Origin of the sequence: Nocardioides sp. NPDC057577 (assembly GCF_042801335.1) — a bacterium.
Taxonomy (GTDB): Bacteria; Actinomycetota; Actinomycetes; order Propionibacteriales; family Nocardioidaceae; genus Nocardioides.
The window spans coordinates 1-26,578 of record NZ_JBHVGB010000071.1; the positions used below are offsets into that span (position 1 = coordinate 1).

At 70.4% G+C, this 26,578-nt stretch carries 23 protein-coding genes; 3 read left to right on the forward strand and 20 right to left on the reverse strand.

Features of this window, described 5'->3' with window-relative positions:
- Positions 1-51 precede the first annotated feature (51 nt).
- From ACFU7D_RS15515 to mraZ, 18 genes are all read right to left on the reverse strand, one after another.
- The gene (locus ACFU7D_RS15515) at positions 52-819 is read right to left on the reverse strand and encodes a DivIVA domain-containing protein (protein ID WP_378868462.1); all 768 of its coding nucleotides are present in this window, start codon (positions 817-819) and stop codon (positions 52-54) included.
- A gap of 152 nt (positions 820-971) precedes the next feature.
- Entirely contained in the window at positions 972-1,457 is a 486-nt protein-coding gene (locus ACFU7D_RS15520; RefSeq protein ID WP_165109114.1) for a cell division protein SepF, read from the reverse strand.
- Between the two features lie 39 nt (positions 1,458-1,496).
- Positions 1,497-2,201: a YggS family pyridoxal phosphate-dependent enzyme gene (locus ACFU7D_RS15525; RefSeq protein ID WP_378868465.1), complete on the reverse strand. Its 705-nt coding sequence runs from the start codon at positions 2,199-2,201 to the stop codon at positions 1,497-1,499.
- Complete coding sequence (gene pgeF, locus ACFU7D_RS15530) at positions 2,201-2,911, reverse strand: peptidoglycan editing factor PgeF (RefSeq protein ID WP_378868467.1); 711 nt, start codon at positions 2,909-2,911, stop codon at positions 2,201-2,203. Before pgeF ends, ACFU7D_RS15525 begins: the two co-directional genes overlap by 1 nt.
- Before the next feature lie 9 nt (positions 2,912-2,920).
- A complete protein-coding gene (gene ftsZ, locus ACFU7D_RS15535) occupies positions 2,921-4,141 on the reverse strand; it encodes a cell division protein FtsZ (protein ID WP_378868470.1) in 1,221 nt (406 codons plus the stop codon).
- 210 nt (positions 4,142-4,351) lie between these two features.
- Positions 4,352-5,254 (reverse strand): cell division protein FtsQ/DivIB, encoded by a 903-nt coding sequence (locus tag ACFU7D_RS15540; protein WP_378868472.1) that lies wholly within the window; start codon positions 5,252-5,254, stop codon positions 4,352-4,354.
- 17 nt (positions 5,255-5,271) lie between these two features.
- Entirely contained in the window at positions 5,272-6,690 is a 1,419-nt protein-coding gene (gene murC, locus ACFU7D_RS15545; protein WP_378868475.1) for a UDP-N-acetylmuramate--L-alanine ligase, read from the reverse strand.
- Entirely contained in the window at positions 6,687-7,763 is a 1,077-nt protein-coding gene (gene murG, locus ACFU7D_RS15550; RefSeq protein WP_378868478.1) for an undecaprenyldiphospho-muramoylpentapeptide beta-N-acetylglucosaminyltransferase, read from the reverse strand. Before murG ends, murC begins: the two co-directional genes overlap by 4 nt.
- A 13-nt stretch (positions 7,764-7,776) precedes the next feature.
- The gene (ftsW, locus tag ACFU7D_RS15555) at positions 7,777-9,069 is read right to left on the reverse strand and encodes a putative lipid II flippase FtsW (RefSeq protein WP_378868480.1); all 1,293 of its coding nucleotides are present in this window, start codon (positions 9,067-9,069) and stop codon (positions 7,777-7,779) included.
- Between the two features lie 127 nt (positions 9,070-9,196).
- Complete coding sequence (gene murD / locus ACFU7D_RS15560) at positions 9,197-10,645, reverse strand: UDP-N-acetylmuramoyl-L-alanine--D-glutamate ligase (RefSeq protein ID WP_378868482.1); 1,449 nt, start codon at positions 10,643-10,645, stop codon at positions 9,197-9,199.
- A complete protein-coding gene (gene mraY, locus ACFU7D_RS15565) occupies positions 10,645-11,763 on the reverse strand; it encodes a phospho-N-acetylmuramoyl-pentapeptide-transferase (RefSeq protein ID WP_378728495.1) in 1,119 nt (372 codons plus the stop codon). Before mraY ends, murD begins: the two co-directional genes overlap by 1 nt.
- 138 nt (positions 11,764-11,901) lie before the next feature.
- On the reverse strand, positions 11,902-13,362 hold the full coding sequence (locus ACFU7D_RS15570) for a UDP-N-acetylmuramoyl-L-alanyl-D-glutamate--2,6-diaminopimelate ligase (protein ID WP_378868506.1): 1,461 nt from the start codon (positions 13,360-13,362) through the stop codon (positions 11,902-11,904).
- A gap of 126 nt (positions 13,363-13,488) precedes the next feature.
- Entirely contained in the window at positions 13,489-15,204 is a 1,716-nt protein-coding gene (locus ACFU7D_RS15575) for an MFS transporter (RefSeq protein WP_378868485.1), read from the reverse strand.
- Between the two features lie 56 nt (positions 15,205-15,260).
- Complete coding sequence (locus tag ACFU7D_RS15580) at positions 15,261-15,683, reverse strand: MarR family winged helix-turn-helix transcriptional regulator (RefSeq protein WP_378728497.1); 423 nt, start codon at positions 15,681-15,683, stop codon at positions 15,261-15,263.
- 84 nt (positions 15,684-15,767) lie between these two features.
- Entirely contained in the window at positions 15,768-17,588 is a 1,821-nt protein-coding gene (locus ACFU7D_RS15585) for a peptidoglycan D,D-transpeptidase FtsI family protein (protein WP_378868490.1), read from the reverse strand.
- Entirely contained in the window at positions 17,588-18,181 is a 594-nt protein-coding gene (locus ACFU7D_RS15590) for a hypothetical protein (RefSeq protein ID WP_378868493.1), read from the reverse strand. Before ACFU7D_RS15590 ends, ACFU7D_RS15585 begins: the two co-directional genes overlap by 1 nt.
- Positions 18,178-19,176, reverse strand: a complete 999-nt coding sequence (gene rsmH / locus ACFU7D_RS15595; RefSeq protein ID WP_378868496.1) for a 16S rRNA (cytosine(1402)-N(4))-methyltransferase RsmH — start codon at positions 19,174-19,176, stop codon at positions 18,178-18,180. Before rsmH ends, ACFU7D_RS15590 begins: the two co-directional genes overlap by 4 nt.
- 264 nt (positions 19,177-19,440) lie before the next feature.
- Positions 19,441-19,863 carry a division/cell wall cluster transcriptional repressor MraZ gene (gene mraZ / locus ACFU7D_RS15600; RefSeq protein ID WP_008363047.1) on the reverse strand — a complete coding sequence of 141 codons (423 nt, stop codon included), beginning with the start codon at positions 19,861-19,863 and terminating at the stop codon, positions 19,441-19,443.
- 255 nt (positions 19,864-20,118) lie between these two features.
- Here mraZ and ACFU7D_RS15605 point away from each other — a divergent pair, with 255 nt between their 5' ends.
- The 3 genes from ACFU7D_RS15605 to ACFU7D_RS15615 are packed head-to-tail and all read left to right on the forward strand — an operon-like array spanning position 20,119 to position 24,716.
- Positions 20,119-21,096, forward strand: coding sequence for an AAA family ATPase (locus tag ACFU7D_RS15605; protein WP_378728502.1), 978 nt, complete (start codon positions 20,119-20,121; stop codon positions 21,094-21,096).
- Positions 21,097-21,117: 21 nt separating this feature from the next.
- The gene (locus tag ACFU7D_RS15610; RefSeq protein WP_378728503.1) at positions 21,118-22,428 is read left to right on the forward strand and encodes a DUF58 domain-containing protein; all 1,311 of its coding nucleotides are present in this window, start codon (positions 21,118-21,120) and stop codon (positions 22,426-22,428) included.
- On the forward strand, positions 22,428-24,716 hold the full coding sequence (locus ACFU7D_RS15615) for a transglutaminaseTgpA domain-containing protein (protein WP_378868499.1): 2,289 nt from the start codon (positions 22,428-22,430) through the stop codon (positions 24,714-24,716). The genes ACFU7D_RS15610 and ACFU7D_RS15615 overlap by 1 nt, the downstream gene beginning before the upstream one ends.
- 27 nt (positions 24,717-24,743) lie before the next feature.
- On the opposite strand, the gene ACFU7D_RS15620 is transcribed toward ACFU7D_RS15615, so the two are convergent.
- Positions 24,744-25,112 (reverse strand): DUF3040 domain-containing protein, encoded by a 369-nt coding sequence (locus ACFU7D_RS15620; RefSeq protein ID WP_091047573.1) that lies wholly within the window; start codon positions 25,110-25,112, stop codon positions 24,744-24,746.
- A 145-nt stretch (positions 25,113-25,257) separates the two neighbouring features.
- Positions 25,258-26,463 (reverse strand): DNA polymerase IV, encoded by a 1,206-nt coding sequence (dinB, locus tag ACFU7D_RS15625; protein WP_378868503.1) that lies wholly within the window; start codon positions 26,461-26,463, stop codon positions 25,258-25,260.
- Positions 26,464-26,578 lie beyond the last annotated feature (115 nt).

The window sequence follows — 26,578 nt, forward strand, 5'->3', positions numbered from 1 at the left end:
GGCCGGCCCCGCGATGCGGGACCGGCCGACGGAAGTCTGACTACGAGGGCCTCAGCCCTCGTCCTCCCCCAGGATGGAGCGCAGACGCTTGGGCGCAGGGCCCGACTCGTTGACGGCGGCCGCCATCACGGGTGCCTGTGACTCAGCCGAGTTGTTGAGCGCGTCGAGCTGCTGCGTGAAGTAGCTCTTCAGGCGGGAGCGGTACTCACGCTCGAAGTTACGCAGGGTGTCGACCTCGGTGGTCAGGTTGTCCTTCTCACGCTCGAGCTCGCCGAAGAGCTGCTGGCGACGCTCGGCGGTCTCGCTGTCGAGCATCTGCGCACGGGTGCGCGCATCGGCCTCCATGCGGTCGGCCTTCGACTTCGACTCGGCCTCGAGGCGCTCGGACTTGGTGCGGGCCTCGCCGACGATCTTGTCGGCGTCGTTCTTGGCCGTGTCGATGAGCGCGTCGTGGTTGCGCGTGGCCAGCTCGAGCAGGCGCGCGGCGGCGTTGGACGCCTCCGGCACGGTCTCGACCCGGATCGTCTCGATACCGCCGGTCTGCGGTGCCTCCTGATACATCGGCATCTGGTGCGAGACCGGCTCAGGAGCCGGCATCGGCTCAGGAGCAGGCGGCTCGGGAGCCATCGGGAAGGACGGACCCCCACCCGACTGCGCAGATGCCAACTTCCCGCGAAGGTCGTCGTTCTCCCGGGTGAGACGTGCCAGTTCGGCCTCGACCTCGTCGAGGAACTGGTCCACCTCGCCCATGTCGTAGCCCTCGCGGAGCCGGACGGGAGTAAAGCGCTTGTTGCTCACGTCCTCTGGCGTCAGCGGCATGACCTCACCCATTCATTACTCGGTTGACTCAGACGTACGGACTGCACCGCCGGGGGGCGGCATCAGGTAATGCTGTCGAAACTCTAGCGCCTGTCCGTAGACATGCCAGATGCGGACCGCATCCAGGCACCTACGAGCAGGTGTCGAAGGCCTCAGCTCTGGTTGAAGAAGCCGCCCTCAACGATCCTCTGCTTGGCCTCAGCCGTGACCGAAACGTTCGCAGGTGAGATAAGAAACACCTTGTTGGTGACCCTCTCGATGTTCCCATAGGTAGCAAAGATCAGGCCCGCGGCAAAGTCGACAAGCCGTTTCGCGTCCGCATCGTTCATCTCGGTGAGATTCATGATCACCGGCGTGCCGTCGCGGTAGTTCTCGCCGACTTGACGCGCTTCGTTGTAGGACGTCGGGGTCAGCGTGATGATCTTGGAAAGCTCTGCCACCGCAGGCACCACCGTTGCTCGTCGCCGCTCGGAAAGGTCGGCCACCGGAGCCGGACGTGACTGCTTGGACCGCACCGGCGCCTTGACGGCCTCGTGGGAGCGGGTCTCGTCGTCGTCACCCTCGTAGACATCGTCGTCGTACCCGGTGTCCTCGAGCAGGCCGAGGTATTCACCGAACCTGCGCATCGCGCCGCTCATGTGTGTCCCACCTTCCCCAAAGTATTGCTGTCCGAGACATTACTTGACAGTTGGCCTCTCTCCGAGGACCGCAGACCCGACACGTACGTGTGTCGCGCCATGGGCAATCGCCTGCTCCAGGTCGCCGCTCATCCCCGCCGACAGCACCGTCGCCTCGGGATATTCGACCAGGAAGTCCTCGCGGATCCGCGCCAGCCGGGCGAACGCCTGCTCCGGCTCCTCGCCAAGAGGCGCGACCGCCATCAGGCCCCGCAGCCGGAGACCGTCGGTCGCCTCGACCTCAGCAGCCAGGTCGCGTACGTCACCGGGATCCGCCCCGGCACGACCCTCGCGCCCGGGCGGGTCGAGGGAGACCTGCAGGAGCACGTCGAGGATCTGGCCGCGCTCCCCCGCGCCGCGGCTGAGCCGGGGCAACAGGGAGGAGCGGTCGACGGACTCGACCACGTCGGCGTATCCGGCCACGGCCGCCGCCTTGTTGGACTGAAGCCCGCCGACGTAGTGCCAGCGCAGCCCGAGGTCGGCGCACTCGGCCGCCTTGGCAGCCGCCTCCTGGTGGCGGTTCTCGCCGACGTCGGTCACGCCGAGACCGGCCAGGATGCGTACGTCGGAGGCGGGGAAGAACTTGGTGACCACGACGAGGTGGACGTCGTCGGCGGGGCGACCGGCGGCCTTGGCGGCCACCGCGATCCGCTCGCGGGTCTCGGCGAGCCCCGCGGCGATCTCATCGGCGCGACCGGTAACCATCAGGCACCACGCAGCCGGATCAGGGCACCCAGCGACATGCCGGCGCCGTCGCGACGGTAGGAGTAGAGGTCGTCGGACTCGCGGGTGCAGCGGCTGGCGTCGACCGCCTCGACGCCCTCCCGTGCCAGCTGGGCGAGCACTCCGGCGCCGACGTCGAGGCTCGGGGTGCCCCAGCTCGTGGTGGCACGCGTGGCCGGCTCGACCGCGGCGATCTCCTCCTGCATCTCGGCAGGCACCTCGTAGCACTTGCCGCACACGTGCGGTCCGACCCAGGCGGTGATCCGGGTCGCGCCGAGCGCGCGCATCCGGGCGACGGTCTCGGGCACGACCCCGACCGCCATCCCCTTGCGTCCGGCGTGCGCCGCGCCGATGACCCCGGCCGCCTCGTCGGCGAACAGCACGGGTACGCAGTCGGCGGTGCGGACCAGCAGCACCAGGTCACGCTCGGTGGTGACGATCCCGTCCGCCTCCGGACGGGTGCCGCACTCCGCGTCGACGACCGCGTTGCCGTGGACCTGGTAGAGGTCGGCGTAGGGCGCGCCGTCGGCGAAGTCGGCCAACAGCAGCCGATGGTTCTCGGCCTTCGCCTCCAGCGAGTCCGAGCCGTTGACCGCCAGGTTGAGCTCGGCGTACGGAGCGAGACTGACCCCGCCGTACCTGTCGGTGAACGCCAGGTCGACGAGGCCTGCGGAGGCTCGGAAGGAGTACAAGCGAGGGCCTTACTTCAAGAAATCGGGCACGTCGAGCTCATCATCGCTGAACTGCACGCTGGGAGCGGGCTTCTTGGCGACGGGGGCGGGCTCGGCCGGCGGGGTCGCGGGCGGAGGCGTGGCCGGGGCTGCAGGCTTGGCCGGCTCCTCGGCGGGCTCCTCGGCGCGACGGGTCGCGACCGCGGTGGCCACGGCGGCGGTCTCGCCGTTGCCGGCGGACTGGGAGCCGCTGGAGCGGCCCTGCACGCTGCCGAGCGCCGAGGCGCCCTCGCGGCGCTTGGGCATGCCGCCGTCGAAGCCGGCGGCGATCACCGTGACCCGGACCTCGTCACCGAGCGCGTCGTCGATGGTCGCGCCGAAGATGATGTTGGCCTCCTGGTGGACCGCGTCGGCGACCAGCGCGGCAGCCTCGTTGATCTCGAAGAGGCCGAGGTCGGAGCCACCCGCGATCGAGAGCAGGACCCCGTGGGCGCCGTCGATCGACGCCTCCAGCAGCGGCGAGGAGACGGCCATCTCGGCGGCCTCGACGCTGCGGTTGTCGCCGCGCGCGGACCCTATTCCCATCAGCGCCGAGCCGGCGTTGGACATGACCGACTTCACGTCGGCGAAGTCGAGGTTGATCAGGCCGGGCGTGGTGATCAGGTCGGTGATGCCGGAGACACCCTGCAGCAGCACCTGGTCGGCCTGGCGGAACGCGTCCATCACCGACACGTTGCGGTCCGAGATCGACAGCAGCCGGTCGTTGGGGATGACGATGAGGGTGTCGACCTCCTCGCGAAGCTTGGAGATGCCGTCCTCGGCGGAGTTGGCGCGCCGGCGGCCCTCGAAGGCGAACGGGCGGGTCACCACACCGATGGTCAGGGCACCGAGGCTGCGGGCGATGCGGGCCACGACCGGAGCCCCACCGGTGCCGGTGCCGCCACCCTCACCCGCGGTCACGAAGACCATGTCGGCGCCCTTGATGACCTCTTCGATCTCGTCGGCGTGGTCCTCGGCGGCGCTCTCTCCCACACTCGGGTTGGCGCCGGCACCGAGACCACGGGTCAGCTCGCGACCGATGTCGAGCTTGACGTCGGCGTCGCTCATCAGCAGCGCCTGGGCGTCGGTGTTGATGGCGATGAACTCGACCCCCTTGAGGCCGACCTCGATCATCCGGTTGACAGCGTTGACGCCGCCGCCACCGATGCCGACGACCTTGATGATCGCCAGATAGTTCTGTGCAGCTCCCACGGTGGTCGCCCCTTCGATCGCTGGTTGGTCCTACGGCGGTTCTTAACCCTTACCCTCAACCTGAGGGTTATAGTTATGTCAACCTCGCCGTTCTCAGAACAGTAGGCAGACGTACGTCCTCAAACTGGCGCGACACGCGGACGCGGATCAGTTGTGCCGATCTCGTGCCTTCCGGTAGGGGCGATGTGGCAGAGCCCGTCCGGAAGAGGATCAGTCGACGCTCTTGCTGGTGACCGGCTGGCCGGGCACGGAGACGTCGTAGCGGGCCACGTCGGGCTCCGCCTTCATCAACGCGACCAGCACCTCGGCCTTGGTGTCGGACTGGGCGCTGCTCCCCCACACCACACGCTTGTCGTTGCGCAGCTCCAGGGAGATCGAGTCGACGGTGGTCACCTCGACGTGGTCGACCCTCTTGGCCAGGTCGGCGGGGAGCGCCGAGGCGACCGCGGCGGCCTCGCGGAGCGCGTCGGAGTTGGTGCCGGTCACGGTGTTCACCATCGGCAGGCCCGAGGGCGCCTTCTCGTAGTCCCAGAAGACGGTGCCGGTCTCGTCGAGCGCGCGGAGCCGGCCGCCGATGGAGACGACGGCCACCGGCGTACGTTCGGTGACGTCGACCCGGATCTTGTCGGGCCACTCACGCGAGACGTTGACCGAGCGCACCATCGGCAGCCCGTTGAGCACCCGCACCTGCACCGCCTCGAGGTCTGCGGTGGCCAGCGGCTCGCCGACCGGGACGGCCGCGAACTCGACGACCTGCTTGGCGCTGGTCATCTTCATCGAGCCGTGCACCGAGGTGCCCTTGACCTGCAGCCAGGTGGAGAAGTAGACCGCCCAGATCCCGCCGAGCAGGAGGGCGATGACCAGGGTGCCGACGATGAGGTAGCGCCAGGCGAGCCAGCGCCGGCGCCACTGGCGCCGGGCGAAGGCCTTGCGGCTCTTCAGGGTCGCCGGATCGACCGCGGCAGGCTCGTCCTGCGACTCCTCCTGCTCCGGTTCGGTGCTCGACTCCGCGCCGGCCGCGGCCTCCTCCGAGGCGAGGTCGATCTCGCGATCCCCCGTCGCCTCCAGGGCCTCGGCGATCTCGGCTTCCGCGCCCGGCCCCTTGTCCGCCATGCTCGCCTCCCCCAGCGTTACTGCTCTGCCGTACGTAGCCTGGCGAGCACCATCGGGCCCACCTCGGTCACGGTACCCGCCCCGAGGGTGAGAACCAGGTCACCCGGTCGGGCGCGGCGGGCCAGCTCGGCGGCGGCCTCCTCGAGCCCGGCGACGCTGGCGACCCGGTCCGGCGGCAGCGGCACCGCGTCGGCGACCAGCTTGCCGGTGACCTCGGGGTCGTAGTCCTCGCGGGCGAGGTAGACGTCGAGGACGACCACCTCGTCGGCGGCGCCGAGCACGCGGCCCATCTCCTCGCCGAAGATCCGGGTGCGGGAGACCATGTGCGGCTGGAAGGCGACGATGAGCCGCCCCTGCCCCGCCACGGACCGGCCGGAGACGAGGTCGCCGGCGATCTCGGAGGGGTGGTGGGCGTAGGAGTCGTAGACGCGTACGCCTGCGGCCTCTCCCTTGCGCTCCATCCGCCGCCGGGTGCCGGTGAACGACTCCAGCCCCGCCTTGAGCAGGTCGAAGGAGTGACCGAGGCGCAGGCCGACCGTCAACGCGGCCAACGCGTCGGCGACGTAGTGGCGCCCGGGGATCTGCAGGGTGATCCGGCCCAGCTCGTCGAGCCCGTCGACGACGGTGAAGGAGGAGGTGGTGCCGGCCAGGACGACGTCGACGGCGCGCACGTCGGCCAGCTCCGACTCGCCGACGCCGACGAATCGGCGGCCGAGCGAGTGGGCGACGTGACGCAGGTCGGCGGCGCCCGGGTCGTCGATGACCGCGACCAGGAACCCGTCGGGAGCCAGCCGCCCCACGAACTGGGCGAACCCCTCCCGGTAGGCCTCCTCGGTCCCCCACTGGTCGAGGTGGTCGGCCTCGACGTTGGTGACGACCGCGGCGTAGGGCTTGTAGACCAGGAAGGCGCCGTCGGACTCGTCGGCCTCGGCCACGAACAGGTCGCCCGAACCCTCGGCGGCGTTGGTGCCCGAGGCGGCCAGCTCGCCACCGACGGTGTAGGTCGGCGCGGCGCCCGCGGCCTGCAGGGCGACGGTCAGCAGCGAGGTGGTGGTGGTCTTGCCGTGGGTGCCGGCGACGGCGAGGACGCGGCGGCCCTCCATCACCGAGGCCAGGCCGGCCGAGCGCGGGTAGATCCGCAGACCCTTCTCCACCGCGGCGACGTACTCCGGGTTGTCCTCGCGGATGGCGGTGGAGACGATCAGCGTGTCGACGCCGTCGACCTGCGAGGCGTCGTGGCCGACGTAGACGGTCGCACCCTCCTCGCGCAGCGCGGCGACCATCGAGGAGTCGGCGCCGTCGCTGCCGGAGACCTGGATCCCGCGGGCCAGCATGACCCGGGCGATCGCCGAGAGGCCCGCTCCACCGATGCCGATGAAGTGGACCCTGCCCAGCTGCTCAGCGGGAAGGATGTGCTCGGGAACGGGAACTCTCATGACCTACCTCCTTGCGCCGTCTCCAGCACGATCCGCGCCAGCCGCTCGTCCGCGTCCCGCGGCACCAGGTCGCTGGCAGCCTTGGACATCGCCTCGAGCCGGGCGCGGTCGGTGACGATCGGGGGCACGTGGCTGCTGACCCACGCGGCGCTCATCTCGGCGTCGGAGACCAGCACGGCGCCGCCGGCGTCGACGACGGCACGCGCGTTGAGCGACTGCTCGCCGTTGCCGATCGGGAGAGGTACGTAGACGGCCGGGATCCCGACGGCGCTGGCCTCGATCACCGAGTTGGCGCCGGAGCGGCAGATCATCAGGTCTGCCGCGGCCAGGGCGAGGTCCATCCGGTCGACGTAGTTGAGCACGTGGTAGCCGGGGCCGGGCGAGGCCAGCTCGTTCTTCGGACCGATCACGTGGAGCACCTGGATCCCGTTGCGGGCCAGGGCCGGGTAGGCACCGGAGACCGACTCGTTGATCGTCCGGGCGCCCTGCGAGCCGCCGGTGACCACGATCGTGGGGCGGTGCTGGTCGAGCCCGAAGAAGCTGCGCGCCTCCGCGCGCAGCGCCCAGCGGTCCATCGTCGAGATCATCCGGCGGATCGGCAGCCCGATGTATTCGGCCTTGGGCAGCTTGGTGTCCGGGAAGCTCACCGCGACCCGGTCGGCGACCCGGGCTCCGGCCTTGTTGGCGAGACCCGGCATGGCGTTGCCCTCATGCACAACGATCGGGATGTGGCGCCGCTTCGCGGCGAGGTAGGCCGGCATCGAGACGTACCCGCCGTAGCCGACGACCACGTCAGGCTTGATCCGGTCGAGCACCTCGTAGGTCGCGTCGACCGCGCCCTTCAGGTTCGCCGGCACCTTCAGCAGGTCGCTGCTGAGCTGGCGCGGCATCGGGACCGGCGGGATCAGCTCGAGCGGGTAGCCCGCGGCGGGAACCACCTGGTTCTCCAGGCCGCGAGGCGTGCCGAGGCAGGTCACCTCCACGCTGGGGTCCAGACGGCGCAGGGCATCAGCCGTGGCGAGCAGGGGGGATGTGTGTCCGGCGGTGCCACCACCGGCGAGGAGGGCCTTCATGATGCGTCCGAACTTATCGGTTGCGTTGAGCGGACCGGTAAGCGGCTGCCTGGCGGGCCCGATCCTTTGCCAAGGCTTTACGCTGCTTCAGCGCCGCAGCTGCCGCCGGTTCACGACGGGCGAAGCCGATCACGACGCCGAGCGCCACCATCGACGGGATCAGCGCGGAGCCGCCGTAGGAGACCAGCGGCAGCGGGATGCCGATGACCGGCAGCAGCGCGAGCACCATGCCGACGTTGATGATCATCTGGCCCAGCAGCCAGACCAGCACGCCGAAGCTGAAGTAGCGGACGAACGGCCGGTCGGTCTGGCGCGCGACCTTGACCAGCGCGAAGGCGAGGGTCAGGAAGAGGCCGACGACCAGCAGGGTGCCGACCAGGCCGAGCTCCTCGCCCAGCACCGCGAAGATGTAGTCGGTGTGGGCCTCGGGCAGGTCGCCCCACTTCTGCTGCGACGCCCCGATCCCCTGCCCCAGGACACCACCCGAGCTGAGCGCGTAGAGACCGTGGGAGGGCTGCCAGCCCTGTCCGTGGAAGTCCTTGAACGGGTCCACGAAGCTGGTCAGCCGGGCAAGTCGCTCGGTGTCCGTGCTGATCAGGAACAGCACCGAGACGCCGATGATCGAGATCGCCATCCCGAAGAGCCGCCCGGGCGCCCCGACCACCCACAGCATCCCGAGCACGATCGCGAAGAAGACCAGGGCGGTACCGAGATCGCGGCCGGCGAGGACGAGCCCGGTAGCCAGCGCGATGCCCGGCAGGACCGGCATCAGCACCTCGTGGAGGCTGTCGAGTCGGCGCTCCTTGAGCGCGTAGACGTGGGCCGCCCACAGCACGATCCCCAGCTTGGCGATCTCGCTCGGCTGGATCTTGACCGGGCCGGCCCCGATCCAGTTCTGCTGGCCGTTGACGTCGTGGCCCAAGAAGATGGTCAGGAAGAGCAGCACGCAGGCGATGACGTATCCCGGCCAGGCCAGCCGTCGCAGATGCTTCGGCCGGATCTTGGAGGCGATGAACGCACACGGGATACCGATGATCACCCAGAGCACCTGCCGCCCGACGATCGCGTAGGAGTTGCCCATCTGGGTGTAGGCCCACACGCTCGAGGCGCTCAGCACCATGATCAGCCCGATGGTCAGCAGCAGCGCGGTGCTGGTGAGCAGCAGGTAGTAGGCGGCCAGCGGCCGGTTCAACGCAACCCTGAGCGCGTGGAACCAGGCCTTGAGATAGCCGAGGACCGACTTCGGGTACGCCTTGGCCTGCTCGGCCGAGCCGGTACCGGTCTGGTCGGGGCTGGTGGTCGTCACGGCCTACCTCCCAGTTGCGGTGCGACGTACGTCGATTACATTCTCGCCGCCGCCTCGGCGTTCGCCGCGCATCTCCCCCGCGTGTCGCCCTCACGCCGGCCGAGCCGCGAGCGGCTCGACCAGCGACCTAGAGTCGGCGGCGTACGGCGTCGGCGAAGGCGTCGCCGCGGACCTTGTAGTCGCGGAACTGGTCCTGGCTGGCGCAGCCGGGGGCCAACAGCACGGTGTCGCCGGGCTTGGCCAGCGCGGCGGCGATCTCGACCGCCTCCGCGAGCGCGGCCACGCCGTCGGGGTCGTCGAGCTCGACGACCTCCAGGTCACCTGCGTGGGCGGCGAGGGCGGAGGCGATGACGTCGCGGTCCTGGCCGATCAGGACGACGGCCCGCAGCCGGTCGTGGATGGAGGCGACCAGGTCCTCGAACCGGGCGCCCTTGGCCAGCCCGCCGGCGATCCAGATCACCGGGTCGTAGGCCTGCAGCGAGGCCTGGGCGGCGTGCGGGTTGGTCGCCTTGGAGTCGTCGATCCAGGTCACGCCGTCGGCCTCGGCGACGACCTCGATGCGGTGGCCGTCGGGGCGGAACGACTTCAGCCCGTCGCGCACGGCGGCCTGGGAGACCCCGTGGGCACGGGCGAGCGCGGCCGCGGCCAGCGCGTTCTGGACGTAGTGAGGTGCCGCGGAGGCGAGGTCGGAGATCTGGCACAGCTCCGCGGCGGAGGTCTGGCGCTCCTCGATGAAGGCCCGGTCGACCAGGATGTCCTCGACGATCCCGAGCTGACCCACCGCCGGGGTGCCGAGGGTGAAGCCGATGGCGCGGGCGCCCTCGACGACGTCGGCCTCCTCGACCAGGTGCAGCGTGGCCTCGTCGGCGACGTTGAAGATGCAGGCCCGCTCGACGCCCTCGTAGACGCGGCCCTTGTCGGCGGCGTACTCGGTCATCGAGGGGTACCAGTCGAGGTGGTCCTCGGCGATGTTGAGGACGACGGCGGCCTCGGCGCCCATCGAGGATGTGTAGTGGAGCTGGAAGGAGGAGAGCTCCACGGCCAGGACGTCATAGGGCTCGGGGTCCATCACGGCCTCGACGATCGGCAGGCCGACGTTGCCGACGGCGACGGACCGGAGCCCGGCCGTACGCAGGATGTTGTCGAGCATCTGCACGGTCGTGGTCTTGCCGTTGGTGCCGGTGACCGCCAGCCAGGGGGCGGCGTTGTCGGGGTCGCGCAGCCGCCAGGCGAGCTCGACCTCTCCCCAGACCGGGATCCCGCGCTCGCGCGCCTGGGCGAGCAGCGGAGCGGTCGGCCGCCAGCCGGGAGAGGTGACCACGACGTCGACGTCGTCGGGCAGCACGTGGGTGGCGCCCTCGCCGAGGCGTACGTCGGCACCCAGGATGCCGAGGAGCTTGGCCTTCTCCTGGCGCTCCTCGTCGCCCGGCGACTCGTCGAGCGCGATCACGCTCGCACCGAGGTGGGTCAGGTTGTCGGCGGCGGCGAAACCGGAGACGCCGAAGCCGGCCACGACCGCCTTCACGCCCTCCCAGGAGTCGTTGCGGCCGAGCTGGTCGAGGGATTCAGGGTCCATCAGATGGTCGCCACCCATTCGGCGTAGAAGATTCCGAGGCCGGCCGCGACGCAGAGGCCGGTGATGATCCAGAACCGGATCACCACGGTGACCTGCTCCCAGCCCAGCAGCTCGAAGTGGTGATGGATGGGTGTCATCCGGAAGATGCGTTTCGGGGTGCCGGTCAGGCGGCGAGAGAGCTTGAACCAGCTGACCTGCAGCATCACCGCGGAGGTCTCCATCACGAACAGACCGCCGAGGATGATCAGCAGGAACTCGGTGTGCGACAGGATCGCGAACCCGGCCAGCACGGAGCCGAGCGCGAGCGAGCCGGTGTCGCCCATGAAGATCCGCGCCGGGCTCGCGTTCCACCACAGGAAGCCGATGCACGCGCCGCTGATCGCGGCGCCGAGGATCGCCATGTCGAGCGGGTCGCGCACCTCGTAGCAGGTGCCGATCTCCACGCTCGGGCGGCCGCAGCGCTGGTTGTTCTGCCAGATCGAGATGATCGTGTAGGCGGCGAAGACGATCGCTGCGGAGGCCGCAAGCAGTCCGTCGAGACCATCGGTGAGGTTGGTGGCGTTGGAGGTGCCGGTGACCATGATCCAGAAGACCAAGAGCAGCAGGGCGCCACCGAGCCAGTAGAGGATCCCGTCTCCGCCGAGGAAGTGCGGCCCGAAATCGCGGATGAAGGAGAGCTGGTCCGCCGCCGGCGTGATGCCGTCGGCGTTGGCGAGGCCGGGATGGATCGCCACCACGCCGAAGCCGACCGCGACCAGCGTCTGCCCGACCATCTTGGACCAGGCACGCAGACCCAGGTTCCGCTGCATGAAGACCTTGATGTAGTCGTCCACGAAGCCGACGGCCGCCATGCCGACGAAGAGGAAGAGCAGCAGATAAGCCGTCGCGCTGGGTGCGTCGCCGGTGAGCAGCTTGGCCACGACGTAGCCGACGATGACCGAGATCACGATCGCGACACCACCCATCGTCGGCGTGCCGCGCTTGGTGCGGTGGGTCGTCGGCCCGTCCTCGCGGATCTCCTGGCCGAAGCCCAGCTTCGTGAACTGGAGGATCGCAAATCGAGTGCCGAGCAGCGAGAACAGAAGCGCAATCGCTCCGCTCAGCAAGATCGCTCTCATGTCAGCCGGGTGCCTTCCTTGCCATGCCGTTCCATGTCCTTGCCCCCGGGCCGGTGTGCATAGCGAAGACACCGGCCCCCGGCATTCTTCCCTACGGGTTCGCCGGCTCTGCGGCACCCCGCCGTATCAGCACATCGATCACTGTGACGCCAACGCCGCACGCACGACCTCGCGGTCGTCGAACGGGTGGGTGACGCCGTTGATCTCCTGGCCCGTCTCATGGCCCTTACCTGCGACAACGACGATATCCCCGGGTGCGGCGAGGTCGATGGCGCGCCCGATCGCGGCCCGCCTGTCGCCGATCTCCTCGACGCTCGCGCTCCCGCCCTCCGTGCCGTCGAGGACCTGTCGCCGGATGCTCGCCGGGTCCTCGGTGCGGGGGTTGTCGTCGGTGACGATCACGTGGTCGGCCAGGCGCGCGCTGATCTCCCCCATGATCGGCCGCTTCCCGGTGTCGCGGTCGCCCCCGGCCCCGATCACGACGATCAGCCGGGACTCGGTCAGCGGACGGAGCGTGCCGAGCGCGGCCTCGACCGCGTCCGGCTTGTGCGCGTAGTCGACCACGACGGTGAACGGCTGGCCCTCGTCGATCCGCTCGAGGCGCCCGGGGACGCCGGAGCCCTTGGCCAGGGCGGTGGCGACGTCGCGTACGACGCTCTCGTCCTCATACGCCTGGTGGATGCTCGCCAGCGCGGCGAGGGTGTTGCTGACGTTGTAGTCGCCGGCCAGCGGGCTGGCGGCCGGGAAGACGAGCCCGTCGGGGCCGTGGACGGTGAAGCTGGAGCCGTCGGGGCGCAGCTCGACGTCGGTGGCGCGCCAGTCGGCGGTGTCGTCGTGCAGCGCGTAGGTGAGGATCGGGATGGACGCCTCCGCGGCGAGGCGGCGGCCGTGCTCGTCGTCGATGTTGACGATGCCCAGCTTCGCCCGCTCCGGGGTGAACAGGTCGGCCTTCGCCGCGTAGTAGTCCTCGACCGTCTCGTGGAAGTCGAGGTGGTCGCGACCCAGGTTGAGGAAGACGGCGACGTCGAAGACGACCCCGTCGACACGGCCCATCACCAGGGCGTGGGAGGAGACCTCCATGGCGCACGCCTCGGTCCCCTCCTCGACCATCCGGGCGAAGAGACCGTGCAGGTCGGGAGCCTCGGGCGTGGTCAGTGGCGTCTTCACGTCCCGCCCGCCGATCCGGGTGCCGACGGTGCCGATGACGCCGGCGCGGTGGCCGGCGTCGAGCAGCGCGCTCTCGGCCAGCCGGGTGGTCGTCGTCTTGCCCTGGGTGCCGGTCACGCCGATCAGCCGCAGCCTGCCCGAGGGGTTGCCGTAGACGCGGGCCGAGAGCGAGCCGAGCACCTTGCGGGGTTTCTCGACGAGCAGCACGGGCACGTCGGCGAGGCCCTGGGCCTCCAGCTCGGCGGCGCCGGCGGCATCGGTGAGCACCGCGACCGCTCCGGCCTCGACGGCGCCGGCGGCGTAGCCGGCGCCGTGCGCCCGGCTGCCGGGGAGGGCGGCGTAGAGATCACCGGGAAGCACCCGTTGGGAGCTCAGCGTGACCCCGGTGACGCGGGCCTCGCCGCGGACGTCCAGACCGAACTCGCCGGCCAGCTCGGCCAGCGTCACCGGCTCGGTCACTCGCGGGCGGGTCGGGCTCTTCGGCTCCGCCGTCTCGTACGCACTGCTCACCTGGCGAAGGTTATCCGCCCGGCGGGACCAGGTCCCGCCGGGCCGACCTCAGGCGTGGCGCAGCTGGGTCAGCGCCGCGGCGCTGAGCTCGTGCGGCTCCTGGCCGGGAACGACGAGCACGACAGGTACGCCGGCGTTCCGCACGACCGCTGAGGTGATCGAGCCGTCGGCGAGCTGCGCGGCCCGACCCCGGGGCGAGGAGCCGATGGCGATCGTGCGGACCCGGGCCTCGGTGGCGTACCTGGCCAGCTCCACCCCGGCGCTGGCGTGGTCGCCGACGCTGTGCAGCACCAGGCCGGTCGCGGTCACCCCGCGGGCGGCGAGGCGGTCCAGGTGGGCGCGTACGGTCGCGGCAGCCATCTCCGGCTCCTCCGCGTCGATGGCCAGCTCCTCGACGACCTCGGTCTCGCGGACGTGGACCACCTCCAGCGGCGCTCCCTCGGCGGCGGCCATCTCCGCGGCCCGGTCGACGACGGCGTCGGCGTCGAGGGTGGCGCCGACGGCGACCAGCACCGGCCGGCCCTCACCGCGGACCGGCCCGACGGGCTCGAGCGTCGGCGCGACCGGCTCGGCGGTCTGCGCCGACTCGGCGGCCGTGATCAGCCGGTGGCCGCTGGCCAGGACGGGGATCGCGATCAGGAACGCCGCGGCGCCGACGTAGAAGGCCACCGACTGGTCGGTCGCCTCGGCGATCTTGCCCGCGGCGAACGGCGCGAGGCCGCCGCCGATGAAGCGTACGAACCCGTAGGCCGAGGATGCGATCGGCCGCTCCACCGGAGAGACCAGCATGACCGCCTGGGTGGTCAGCGTGTTGTTGAGGCCGACGAAGATCCCGGACAGGATCACGGCCACGATGACCACGGTCGGCGAGGAGACGCCCAGGCCGATGACGGCGAGCAGGGCGCCGAGACCGAGCAGGTTGACGTAGAGCGTCGGCGCGGTGCCGAAGCGGCGCTGCGCCCACGGCGCACCCCACACGGCGAAGACGGCGACCAGGATGCCCCAGGCGAAGAAGACCCAGCCGAGCTGCAGCGGGTCGTGCAGGTCCATCGGGTAGGGCGCGAAGCCGAGGAGGGTGAAGAAGCCCCAGTTGTAGAGCAGCGCCATGATGCCCATCGTCAGCAGCCCGCGGTGGCGCAGCGCGGCGAGCGGGGCGAGCAACGAGACCTTCTTCTCCGGCTTGGGCGTCGGCGGCAGGAAGACCAGAGTGGCGACCAGCGCGATCGCCATCAGCGCGGAGACGCCGAAGAACGGTCCGCGCCAGGAGATGCCACCGAGGACGCCGCCGAGGAGGGGGCCGACCGCGATGCCGAGACCGAGCGCGGTCTCGTAGAGGATGATCGCTCCGGCGAACCCTCCGGTCGCGGAGCTGACGATGACCGCCAGGCTCGTGGAGATGAACAGGGCGTTGCCCAGGCCCCAGCCGGCGCGGAAGCCCACGATGCCGTCGACGCCGCCGGCCGTCCCGGCCAGCCCGGCGAACACGACGATCAGGACCAGGCCGAGGATCAGCGTCCACTTCGCGCCGATCCGGCTGGAGACCCAGCCGACGCCGATCATCGCCACGGCGGTCACCACGAGATAGCTGGTGAACAGCAGCGACACCTGGGCCGGTGTCGCCTCCAGCTCCTCGGCGAGCACCGGCAGGATCGGGTCGACGAGCCCGATCCCCATGAACGACACCACGCATGCGAACGCGACCGCCCACACGGCGCGTGGTTGCTTGAACGGACTTGCGGCAGCTGCCCTGTGCTGGGAGCTCATTCTTCTTGCCTCTTCTCAGACATCTGTTTCGTACGCGTCGCCGGAAGGAAGGCGCGTCAGGACTCGAGCACGGCGTCGACGAGCCGGTCGAGGGCGGGCAGGGCCGCCGCGATGGCCGCGCGGTCGTCCGCGGAGACCCGGGCCAGGGCCGCGTCGAGCACACCGGCTCGCTGCCCGCGCCTGGTCTCGAGGACCTCTCGTCCGGCATCGGTGACCTCCACCAGGACCGCCCGCCGGTCGGCGTCGTCGGCGACCCTGGCGAGCAGCCCCTGCTGGGTCAGCCGGTTGACCAGCTGCGTCATCGCCGGCTGGGACACTCCCGCGACCTTGGCCAGGTCGGTGACCCGCTGCGCCCCGGTCCGTGCCAGTCCACCGAGCACCGTCGCCGCGGTCGGCGAGATGTCTCCCGCGGTCGACACCTCGCGCACCAGTCGCACCACCTTCTCGAGGGCGAGCGACAGGTCACGTCCGGAAGCCATACTCACAGGAGAAACATAACATACCTATGTTATATATCGGAAGTGGGTCAACCCGGGGCAGCACGGGTCCCGTGCTGCCCCGGGCTACCAACCAGTGGGCATCTTCGAAGGCTCGGTGCCGGTCGGCGGGACGCCGTAGCGGCGCAGGGCGAAGGACATGATCTGGGAGAAGACCGGACCGGTGACGGTGCCACCGCCACCGCCGTTGCCGGGGTTGTGGATGGCCACGTAGACGGTGAACCGCGGGTCGTCGGTCGGGGCGAAACCGCCGAAGGAGACCGTGGTGGTGCCGTCGTAGCACTTGCACTCGGAGTTGACCCGCTGAGCCGTTCCGGTCTTGCCGGAGACGCGGTAGCCGTCCACGGCGGCCTGCGGGGCGACGCCGTTGTCCGGGTCGTTGATGACCCGCTCCATCATCTCCGCGGTCTGGGAGGCGGCCTCCTCGGAGATGACGCGCGTGCGCTGGGCGGTGTCGGTGCCGACCTCGGCGCCGGAGTTGTTGGTGGCGCGCCCGGCGATGAGGCTGGGGTCGATGCGTACGCCGCCGTTGGCGATCGTGTTGAGCGCTGCGGTCATCTGCACGGCGTTGACCGAGATCGACTGACCGAAGTCGATGCGGTCCTCGTCGGCCGGGTTCCAGCTCTCCGGCGAGGCGAGCAGGCCGGCCGACTCGGTGTCGAGGCCGAGGCCGGTGCGCCGGCCCTGGCCGAAGGCGGAGAGGTAGTCGCGCAGCTGGCCGTCCTCGTACTTGTCCGCGGCCATCACGGTTCCGATGTTGGAGGACTTCGCGATCACCCCGGCCAGGGTGAACTTCTCCATGCCGTGCTCGTACCAGTCGTGGATGTCCGCGTCGCCCGAGCGGTAGGACCCCGGCACCTTGAGCCGGGTCGAGGGTGAGACGAGCCCCTGGTCGAGCAGGCCGGCGACGGTGAGCACCTTCTGCACCGAGCCCGGCTCGTAGACGTTCGACAGGGCATTGCTCCCGCGCAGCGCCTTCGGCGAGGCCGCCGGGTCCCGGGCATCGAAGGTCGGGTAGTCGGCAAGGCTCAGGATCTCGCCGGTCTGGGTGTCCATGACCACCGCCATCCCCGACTCCGCGCGCGACTTCTGCACGGCGTCCATCAGGGTCTGCTGCACGTAGTACTGCAGGTCGCGGTCGATGGTGAGGGTCAGGTCGTTGCCGTCGACCGGGTCGACGCGGTTGTTGGTGCCCAGCGGCATCCGGGTGCCGCTGACCTGGCTGGTCGCGTCGTACTCGGCGTGGCCGTCCTTGCCCGCCAGATGCTTGTCGAAGGCAGCCTCGAGGCCCGCGAGCGGGCCGTCGTTGCCCATGAAGCCGACCAGGTTGGCCGCGACGTCGCCGTTGGGGTAGTTGCGCAGCGGGTCGCGGCTGGTCCACAGGCCCTGGTAACCCTTGGCCTTCGCGCGCGCCACCACATCGGTGGCCTTGGTCGCGACGACCTGACGGTCGATGTACTGGAACCGGCTGCCGTCCTTGCGGAGCTTAGTGAGCGCGGAGGCGTAGTCGACCCCGAGCTCCTTGGCCAGGAACGCGGCGATCGCCGGGGCGTCCTTCTTCGTCTGCTTCGGGTCGGCCAGCACCATCAGCCCGTCGGAGGAGTCGGCCAGCGCCTCGCCGTCACGGTCGAGGATCTCACCGCGCTCGGCCGGCAGCACGACATCGACGACGTTCTCGGCGGCCGCCATCGCGGCGTACGAGTGCGGGTCGATGCCCTGCAGCTGCACCAGCCGGCCACCGAAGACCGAGAGCACCATCGCGACCAGGATGAAGCCGACGCGGAGCCGGATGTGCACCGGCCCGCGGCCCCGCCCGTTCTTGGGCCCCTTCTCAGGCCCCTTCTTCGGGGCGGGCCGCCGGGTCCGGCGCACCGTCCGCTGAGCCATCAGCGAGCCTCACCCGAAGGCGTACGCTGCTGCTCCTCGGCCTCCTGCTTCTCTGCCGCCTCCCGGGCGCGCTTCTTCTCGGCGATCTCGGCCGCCTTCTTCTTGGCGGCGGCCGCCTCGGCAGCCTTCTGCTCGGCGACCAGCACGCTGTAGGGCTTGGCGACCTTCGGGTGCAGCGGCGGGGTCGCGGAGCGGTCGGCCGGAGCCGCCTCGCCCTCGATCTTCGCCGCGGGGACCCTCAGCATGGCCGCGTTCTGCGGGACGACCATGCCGAGCTCCTTCGCCTTGGCGGCGATCTTGTGCGGGTCCTCCATCTTCTTCAGCTCGCCGTCGAGCGCCTGCTCGCGGGCGGCCAGGGTGGTCGCCTGCTCCTGCAGCTTCTGCTCCTGGAAGGCCGACTGCTGCATGGAGGTGTTGAAGACGAGCAGACCCACGACGCCACCGACGAGCAGCATCGAGACGAGCACGACGAACGGCAGCCGCGGAGCCATCGGGCCGGGCAGCGGCGCCGGGACCGCGGTGAGGCGCGTCTGGGTCTCGGCGGCCCGGTCCGGGCTGCGCACGGGCGCCTGTGGCGCGGCGGCGATGCTCATCTGGTTGCTCCAGGGGTTGACTTGGGAAGGTTGGTTCGGGGCTTGGTGCGCTCCACTGCGCGCAGTCGCACCGAGGCGGCGCGCGGGTTCTCCTCGATCTCTGCTTCGTTGGCCTGCTCGGCACCACGGGTGAGCAGGCGGAACGCCGGCTCGGCCTCGGGCGGCACGAACGGCATGTCCGGAGGTACGTCCAGCTTCGTCGCCTCGGTGAAGGCCCTCTTGGTGAGCCGGTCCTCCAGCGAGTGGTAGGACTCGACCACCACCCGGCCACCGACGCCGACGGCCTCGAGCGAGTCCGGCAGTGCCTGCCGCAGCGCCCCCAGCTCGTCGTTGACCTCCATCCGCAGCGCCTGGAAGGTGCGCTTGGCCGGGTGTCCGCCGGTGCGACGGGCAGGTGCCGGGATCTCCGCGTAGAGGAGCTCCACCAGGGGCCCGCTCGTCGTGAACGGGACCTTCTCGCGGCGCTTGACGATGGCGTAGGCGATCTTCTTGGCGAACTTCTCCTCGCCGTAGTCCCGCAGGATCCGCGTCAGGTCCCCCGCGGAGTAGTTGTTGAGTACGTCCGCCGCGGTCTGACCCCGGGTGGCGTCCATCCGCATGTCGAGCGGCGCGTCCTCCGCGTAGGCGAAGCCGCGCTCGCGCTGGTCGAGCTGCATCGAGGAGACGCCGAGGTCGAAGAGCACCGCCTGGACCTCGTCCAGGCCCTGGCCGGCGACCACGTCGAGGATCTCGTCGTAGACCGCGTGGACCCCTGTCCACCGGTCACCGAAACGGGCCAGCCGCTCCCCCGCGATACCGAGGGCGTAGGTGTCTCGGTCGATGCCGATCACGCGTGATCCGGGGATCCGCTCGAGGACGGCCTCGGTGTGACCGCCGTGACCTGTCGTGCAGTCGACCAGGACGCCACCATCGGCGAGCGCCGGCGCGAGCAGGTCGACGATGCGGTCGAGCATCACCGGCACGTGCTTCTGGTTCGTCACCGCCTCGACCCCCATCGCACGGCTTCGTCTGGTGTGTGTTCTCCCGTGTCTCTGTGGCAGAGCCACGGGCTGACAACGCCACGGATCCGCAGAGCCAGGTCTCATGCCCGCTCCGTCACCACGCTCCGTCATCACGGTGGGCCGTCCGGAGCCGGGGAAGGTGCCCCGGATGGCTGGATGAGTGGAGCGGGACTGAGACCTCGTCCTGCGGATCCGCTGTTGACTTGTCTTGTTTCTGATCAGCTCTGCTGCTTGTCGGTTTGTCGATCTGTCCCTTTATCAGTCCGTCGACTCGTCCAGGTCTGCGAACTTGGCCTGTGCACCCGCGGAGTACTCCGCCCACTTGGCCGGGTCCCAGATCTCGATCCGGTCCATCACACCGATCACCACGACGTCCTTGACGATCCCGGCGTAGTCGCGCAGGAGCGGCGGGATGCCGATCCGGCCCTGCTTGTCGGGTGTCGTCTGCTCGGCCCCCGCAAAGAGGACACGGGCGTAGTCGCGTGCGTCCCGAGAGGTGAGCGGCGTCTGCTGGGCCCGCTGCGCCTCCTGCATGAAGACGTCCTCGGGCCACACCACGAGGCAGTTCTCCTGACCTTGCGTCACGACAACCCCCTCCGCCAGTCGATCTCGGAACTTTGCGGGGAGGAAGATCCGGCCCTTCTCGTCGAGCTTCGGCGTGTACGTGCCCATGAAGAACATGTGCTCGCCCCCGCGGTCAGCTCAACGTGGATCGTTCCTCCACTTTGCCCCACCGTACCCCACAATCCCCCACATTCAAACCACCTTCCTCCCCCACGCGACGATTTCCCACCACGCCCCGCTCCCCCGGCCCGCGTGCGGCGGGAGGCCGGCGACGTACCCCTTGCGGGTCACAGTCGGGTCAATGCCGCAGACGCCCGTAGGCGCTACCCCGTACGGTGTTCCCATAAGCAGGATGAGTCGGAAGGACGCGACGTGACGACGCCGTTGGAGGCCTCATCGAATGGGGCAGAGATCGAGACATTGGTGCGGGTCGCGGGCCGCATTCGCGACAGCATCGAGAAGGTGATCGAAGGAAAGACCGACGTCGTCGACTCCACGCTGACCGTGCTGCTCGCCGAGGGACACCTTCTGATCGAGGATGTGCCCGGGGTCGGCAAGACCCAGCTCGCGAAGGCGCTGGCGCGCTCGATCGACTGCTCGGTCCGCCGCATCCAGTTCACGCCCGACCTGCTCCCGAGCGATGTCACCGGGGTGTCGATCTTCAACCAGAACACCCGGGAGTTCGAGTTCCGCCCGGGCGGCATCTTCGCCAACATCGTGGTCGGCGACGAGATCAACCGTGCCTCGCCCAAGACCCAGTCGGCGCTGCTGGAGTGCATGGAGGAGCACCAGGTCACCGTCGACAACGTGACCTACCAGCTGGAGTCGCCATTCATGGTGATCGCGACCCAGAACCCGATCGAGATGGAGGGGACGTACGCCCTCCCCGAGGCGCAGCGCGACCGGTTCATGGCGCGGGTCTCGGTCGGCTATCCGCCGGTCGGCTCCGAGATCGCGATGCTGGCCAGCCACAGCGCTGCCAACCCGCTCGACGACCTCGACCCGGTCACCGACGCCGTGGAGATCCGCAAGCTCGTCGGCGTCGTCAACCAGGTCTACGTCTCGGAGGCGGTCCGCCGCTACACCGTGGCCCTGACCGCGGCGACCCGCACCAACAACGAGCTCGCCCTGGGCGCCTCGCCGCGAGCGAGCCTCCACCTGCTGCGGGCCGCCAAGGCCCATGCCGCCCTGCACGGACGCGAGTTCGTCCTCCCCGATGACGTACGCAGGCTGACCGGTCCGGTCCTTGCCCACCGTCTTCTCCCCAGCGCCTCCGCGGCGATGCACGGCCGGTCGGTTACCGACATCCTCGAGGCCGTCGTGTCCCACGTGCCGGTGCCACAGGCCTGATCCACGAGGGAGCCACCCGTCATGCGCGAGGCACTGTCCGGACTGACCGTGCGAGGCCGGGCTTTCCTGGCCGCCGGGATCACCTCGATCGTCTGCGGGGTCCTGCTGGACCAGTCCACCCTGTCCCGGATCGGGATGCTGCTGGTCGCGCTTCCGCTGGTCACCGCGGTGGTCGCCGCCTGGGGTCGCTACCGGCTCGCACTCGTGCGCCACATCGAGCCGCACCTGACCGAGGCGGGTCAGCCCGCCAAGGTCGAGCTCACCATCGCCAACGAGGGCCGGATCCCCACCGGGACCCTGCTGCTGGAGGAGACGGTCCCCTATGCCCTGGGTGGGCGCCCGCGCTTCGTGGTCGACCGGATCGGGTTCGGGTGGCGCCACAAGCTCGGCTACCAGATCCGATCCGAGATCCGGGGCCGCTTCGACATCGGCCCGATGCGCGTGACCGTGGCCGACCCGTTCGGCCTGGTCGAGCTCAATCGCGCCTTCCAGTCCACGGTCCCGTTCACGGTCACGCCGAGAGTGGTCGCATTGCCCTCGACGCCCCTGACCGGCAACGCGACCTCGTCGGGAGACTCCCGGCCGAGGGCGTTCCTCGGTGGCAGCGCGGAGGACGTCACCGTGCGTGAGTACCGTCGCGGCGACGAGCTGCGGCGGGTGCACTGGCGCAGCTCGGCCCGCCTCGGCGAGCTGATGGTGCGTCGCGAGGAGCAGCCCTGGCAGGCCCGGGCCACCGTCTTCCTCGACAACCGGCGCTCGGTCCACCGCGGCCAGGGAGCGAGCTCCTCGTTCGAGCACGCCGTCGTGGTCGCCGCCTCGGTCGCGGTGCACCTGGTCGAGGCCGGCTACTCCGTGCGCCTGGTGACCTCCGGGGGCAGCAGCCCCGGCGCCGCTTCGGCAGGTGGCGGTGAGCTCAACTCCGGCTGGCACGACCGCGAGGGCCAGGCGGACGCGGCCGCCTTGCTGGAGGCGCTCGCCGTGGTCGAGACCGTGCAGCACCACCGCATCGACGCCTCCTGGGTCGGCGAGGCCGGACAGGGCGGAGTCACCGTGGCGGTGCTCGGCTCCCTCGACGAGGAGGACGCCGGAGTGCTTCGCCGGGTGCGTCATCGCACCGGGGCCGCGCTCGCCTTCTCGCTCGCCGTCGACGGCTGGAGCGCGGTGCATCTGGCGCCCGAGCAACGGCGGCCCAGCGGCGTACCACTGCTCATCCAGCACGGCTGGAAGGCGGTCGAGCTCGGCGTCGGTGACTCGGTGGCCGCGCGCTGGCGCGAGCTCGGCACCCGGGGCACCGCAGCAGGAGCGGCAGCGAGAGCGGGAGCAGCGCGATGATGACCTCCCGAGACGCGCGCGGCGTCGTGCCCGCCATGGCGGTGCCGCTGACCTGCTTCGCGACCGTCCTGTTCGCGCTGTCGTCGTGGGGTTCGTTCACGACCAGCCGATTCCCCTACCTCGGCCCGATCCTGGTCGCCGGCCTGCTCGTGGTCGCCACCGGCATCTCGGCACGGCTGCTGCGCGTGCACGCCTCGGTCGTGGTCCTGCTGCAGGTGCTTCTCGGCACCATCGCGACCAGCCTCCTGGTCGTGCAGCACCCCTTCCCCGTCACCGGCGGCGGCCGGGCACTGGTCACGGCCGAGATGGCCGAGGCGTACATCGCGTTCAACCCGTTCGACCTGCCGATGTCCGGGACGGGGGTGGCGCCCTACCTCATCCCGGGCGGTGTCGCGGCAGTGCTGCTGGCCGACATCCTGGCCGTCTCGCTACGGCGACCGCCGATGATGGGGCTCGTGGTGCTGGGCGTCTTCACGGTGCCGTTCAGCATCATCGGCGCCGGTGGCTGGGGCGGGGTCTCCTGGGTCGTCTTCGCGCTCACGGCGACCTCGTTCCTGGTGATGCTGCGCCTCGACCGTGCCCAGCAGCTCGGCCGCTGGGGCCGTCGCCTCGATGACGACCTACCGGTGGCGCCTGCCGCCGGGCCGGCGGTCATCGGCGTCTCCGCGGTCGTGATCGCCCTGCTCACCCCGGCGTGGCTGCCCAGCCCGAGCGTCTCTCTTCCCGGCCTGGGGCCGGGCGACGGCGACGGCCCCCTGCGAGTGATCAACCCGACCGTCGGGCTCTACGACGACCTGCGCCGGCAGAGCGACCAGGTGATGGTGTCCGTCACCCCCGTCTACGGCGACACCGAGACTCCCCCGTCCTATCTGCGTGTCGGGGCCCTGACCAAGTTCACCGGCACGGAGTGGACCTCGGGCAACCGCGACGTACCCTCCGACCACAGCGGCGTGGCCACCTTCGAGCCGCCGATGTCCGACCCGACCCTGCTGGGCGAGCCCACGACCTACCAACTGAAGGCGAGCGCCAAGTTCCAGTCGACCTGGCTCCCGATCTTCGCCCATCCCCTCGAGGTCACCGCCAGAGGGCCGTGGCGCTATGACGAGGACACTCTCGACTTCATGTCCACCGAGGGCAGGGACCAGACCGTGGCCGGGCAGAGGTGGCGGATGACCGCCGCCCCCGTCGAGCCGTCCCAGGAGCGCCTCCTCGCCGCCGGCGACCCCGGCGTCGGCGCCCCACCGGGCATGACCGACCTGCCGCTGCTCCCCGACGAGATCGAGGAGATCGCCCTGGAGCGGACCGCCGGCCAGGACCGGCCGTTCGCCAAGGCGGTCGCCCTGCAGAACTGGTTCCGCCACAGCGGCGAGTTCACCTACAGCCTGGAGCGTGACGTCGGCTCCGACAGCGCGGCCCTGCTGGACTTCCTGACCGACAACAAGATCGGCTACTGCCAGCAGTACGCCACGGCCATGGCCGTGCTCGCCCGCGAGCTCGGCATCCCGGCCCGGGTCGCCTTCGGCTTCCTGGGCGGCGACCAGGACGAGGACGGCGCGTGGCAGTTCCGCGGCCGCGACCTGCACGCCTGGCCCGAGCTGTGGTTCGAGGACATCGGCTGGATCCGCTTCGAGCCGACCCCGTCGGCCGCCGACACCAGCGAACCCGGCTACACCACGGGTGCGCTGAGCAATGCCCGCAACGAGCCGGAGGCGCCTGTTCCCAGCGCCGGCACGAGCGTCGCGCCGGTGCCCAACCGGCCGCAGCGCGAGGAGCCGGACACACCGGAGGTCGCCGACACCGGCGCCGAGGAGTCGAACGCCGGCGCCGTCTGGACCAGTCTGGGGATCGTGGCCCTGGTCGGACTGATCGCGCTCGCGGCGCCGGCCGTCATCCGGCGCCGGCGGCGCACCACTCGGCTCGCAGGCGATGCGGAGGCCGGCTGGACCGAGGTGGGCGACACCGCGATCGACCTCGGTCTGCCCTGGTCCGGGACCCGTTCACCGCGGGAGGAGGCCACCAGCCTGGCCCCGCATCTGCAGGGTCGCGAGCCGATGCTCGCGCTGCAGCGGATCGTGGCGGCCGTCGAGCGCAACCGCTACGCCGAGCATCGCGGCGACGTGGCGGTCGGGGACGACGTACGCCTGGTCTCGGCCACGCTCAGGGAGCACGCCGAGCGGCGTGCCCGTCGCCGGGCACGCCTGTGGCCGGCGTCGGTGTTCCGCCGCCGGCCGGTGCCAGCCACCGACGGACCGGTTGCGCGGTCCGAGCGGGAGCTGATCTCTTCCTAGAGGTCGTTCCTCTGAGAGGTCGTTGTCTCAGAGGTCGTTGTCGCGGCGGCGCTGCTTCCAGCGCTCGCTGGCCCGGTCGAGGAACGAGCTGCGGGGCGTGTGATCCCCGTCGTCCTCCTCGACCGCGGCAGCACCACGAAGAGCGGTGAGCAGCACGGAGGTCGAGGCCAGCATCACCAGGAAGCCGACCACCCCGACGATCCACATCCGTGAGATCACACCGGTCATCAGCAACGCGACTCCACCGGCGAGCACGATGCCCGCGATGACCGCGTGTCGACGTTGGGCACGGCGCAGGGCCGTGCCTCGGAGGGCGGAGGCGAACTTCGGGTCCTCCGCCGAGAGCGCGCGCTCCATCTGCTCGAGCAGGCGAAGCTCCTCTTCCGAGAGTGGCACCGTACCTCCCATGTCCTGTTGGGGTGTCTCCAAGTCTAGGCTGGCCACCCTGAAGGCGGTAGTAAGCCCAGAAAATTCTTGCCCCTTGACGTTCTGCCCCATGGCACAACCAAGTCCGATTGTGTCAACCGAACAGGCAGTTGCGTCAACCCCGGCCCTGATCGAGCAGGCTCGCGCGGCGGACAAGGCTGGATCCGAAGCGTTCGGCGACCTGGTCGATGGCGCGGTCGGCCTCGGACCAGCCACGCTCCCGCTCGCCGAGCACCAGCTGCCGGTCGGTGCCTTCGCGGGTGACCAGATGCTCCACCCGGACCCCGACCAGGCGCAGGGCCCGACCCCTGAGGTCGAGCTCGTCGTAGAGGCGGACGGCGGTGGCGTGCACCTCCTGGGTGACGTCGGTCGGATCGGGCAGCGTGCGGGAGCGCGAGATGGTCTTGAAGTCGGTGAACCGCACCGTCAGCGCGACGGTGCGGCCGACCGTCCCGGCGCGCCGCATCCGCCGGGTGACGCGGGCCGAGAGGCGCAACAGCTCGCGGACGATGTCCTCACGGTCGCTCAGGTCGTGGCCGAAGGTCTCCTGGGCGCCCGTGGACCGGTCCGGCAGGTCGGGGCCCAGCCGTCCGGTCAGCTCGCGCTGGTCGGTGCCGGTGGCGAGTCGGTGCAGGTGGCCACCGAGGCGTGGCCCGAGGATCTGGTGGAGGGTCGGCACCGGGGTGCGGGCGATGTCGCCCACCGTCTCGAAGCCGAGCCGCCGCAGCCGGGTCCTCGTGCTCGGGCCGACCCCGTAGAGCTCACCGACGTCGAGCGGGTGGAGGAAGCCGGGGACGTCCTCCGGCCTGACGACCACGATGCCGTCGGGCTTCGCCTTGCGGCTGCCGACCTTGGCCACGCTCGGGGTGGGCGCGACGCCGACCGAGCAGGTGATGCTCAGCTCCTCCGCGATCTGGCGGCGGATCCGCTGGGCGATCTCCTCGGGGCTCCCGAAGAGCCTGGTCGCTCCCCGCACGTCGAGGAACGCCTCGTCGACGCTGACCACCTCCACCAGCGGGGTGGCGCGGCGGAAGATCTCGCGGACCTGCTTCGACACCTCGGAGACCTCACCGAAGTCGAGCCGGACCGAGACGAGCTGCGGGCAGAGCCGTCTCGCCATCGAGCCGGGCATCGCGGCACGGACCCCGTAGGCCCGCGCCGGATAGTTGGCGCAGGTCACCACTCCTCGTGCATGACCCCCGACGACGACCGGCTGGTCCCAAAGCTCGGCGTGATGCCTGATCGCCACAGAGACGAAGAAGGCGTCCATGTCGACATGGAGGATCGGGGTGGCCTCCGGAGCGCCAGCGGAGGAGGTCACCCCGATCCTCCGAGGACGCGGACCAGCGCCGACTCGGCGCAAATGTCACGCCGGAGCGCTAGCGGAGGTGGGAGCGTTGCGCCGCGGCGGCGCCCCCCCGCGAAGCGAACCGAGC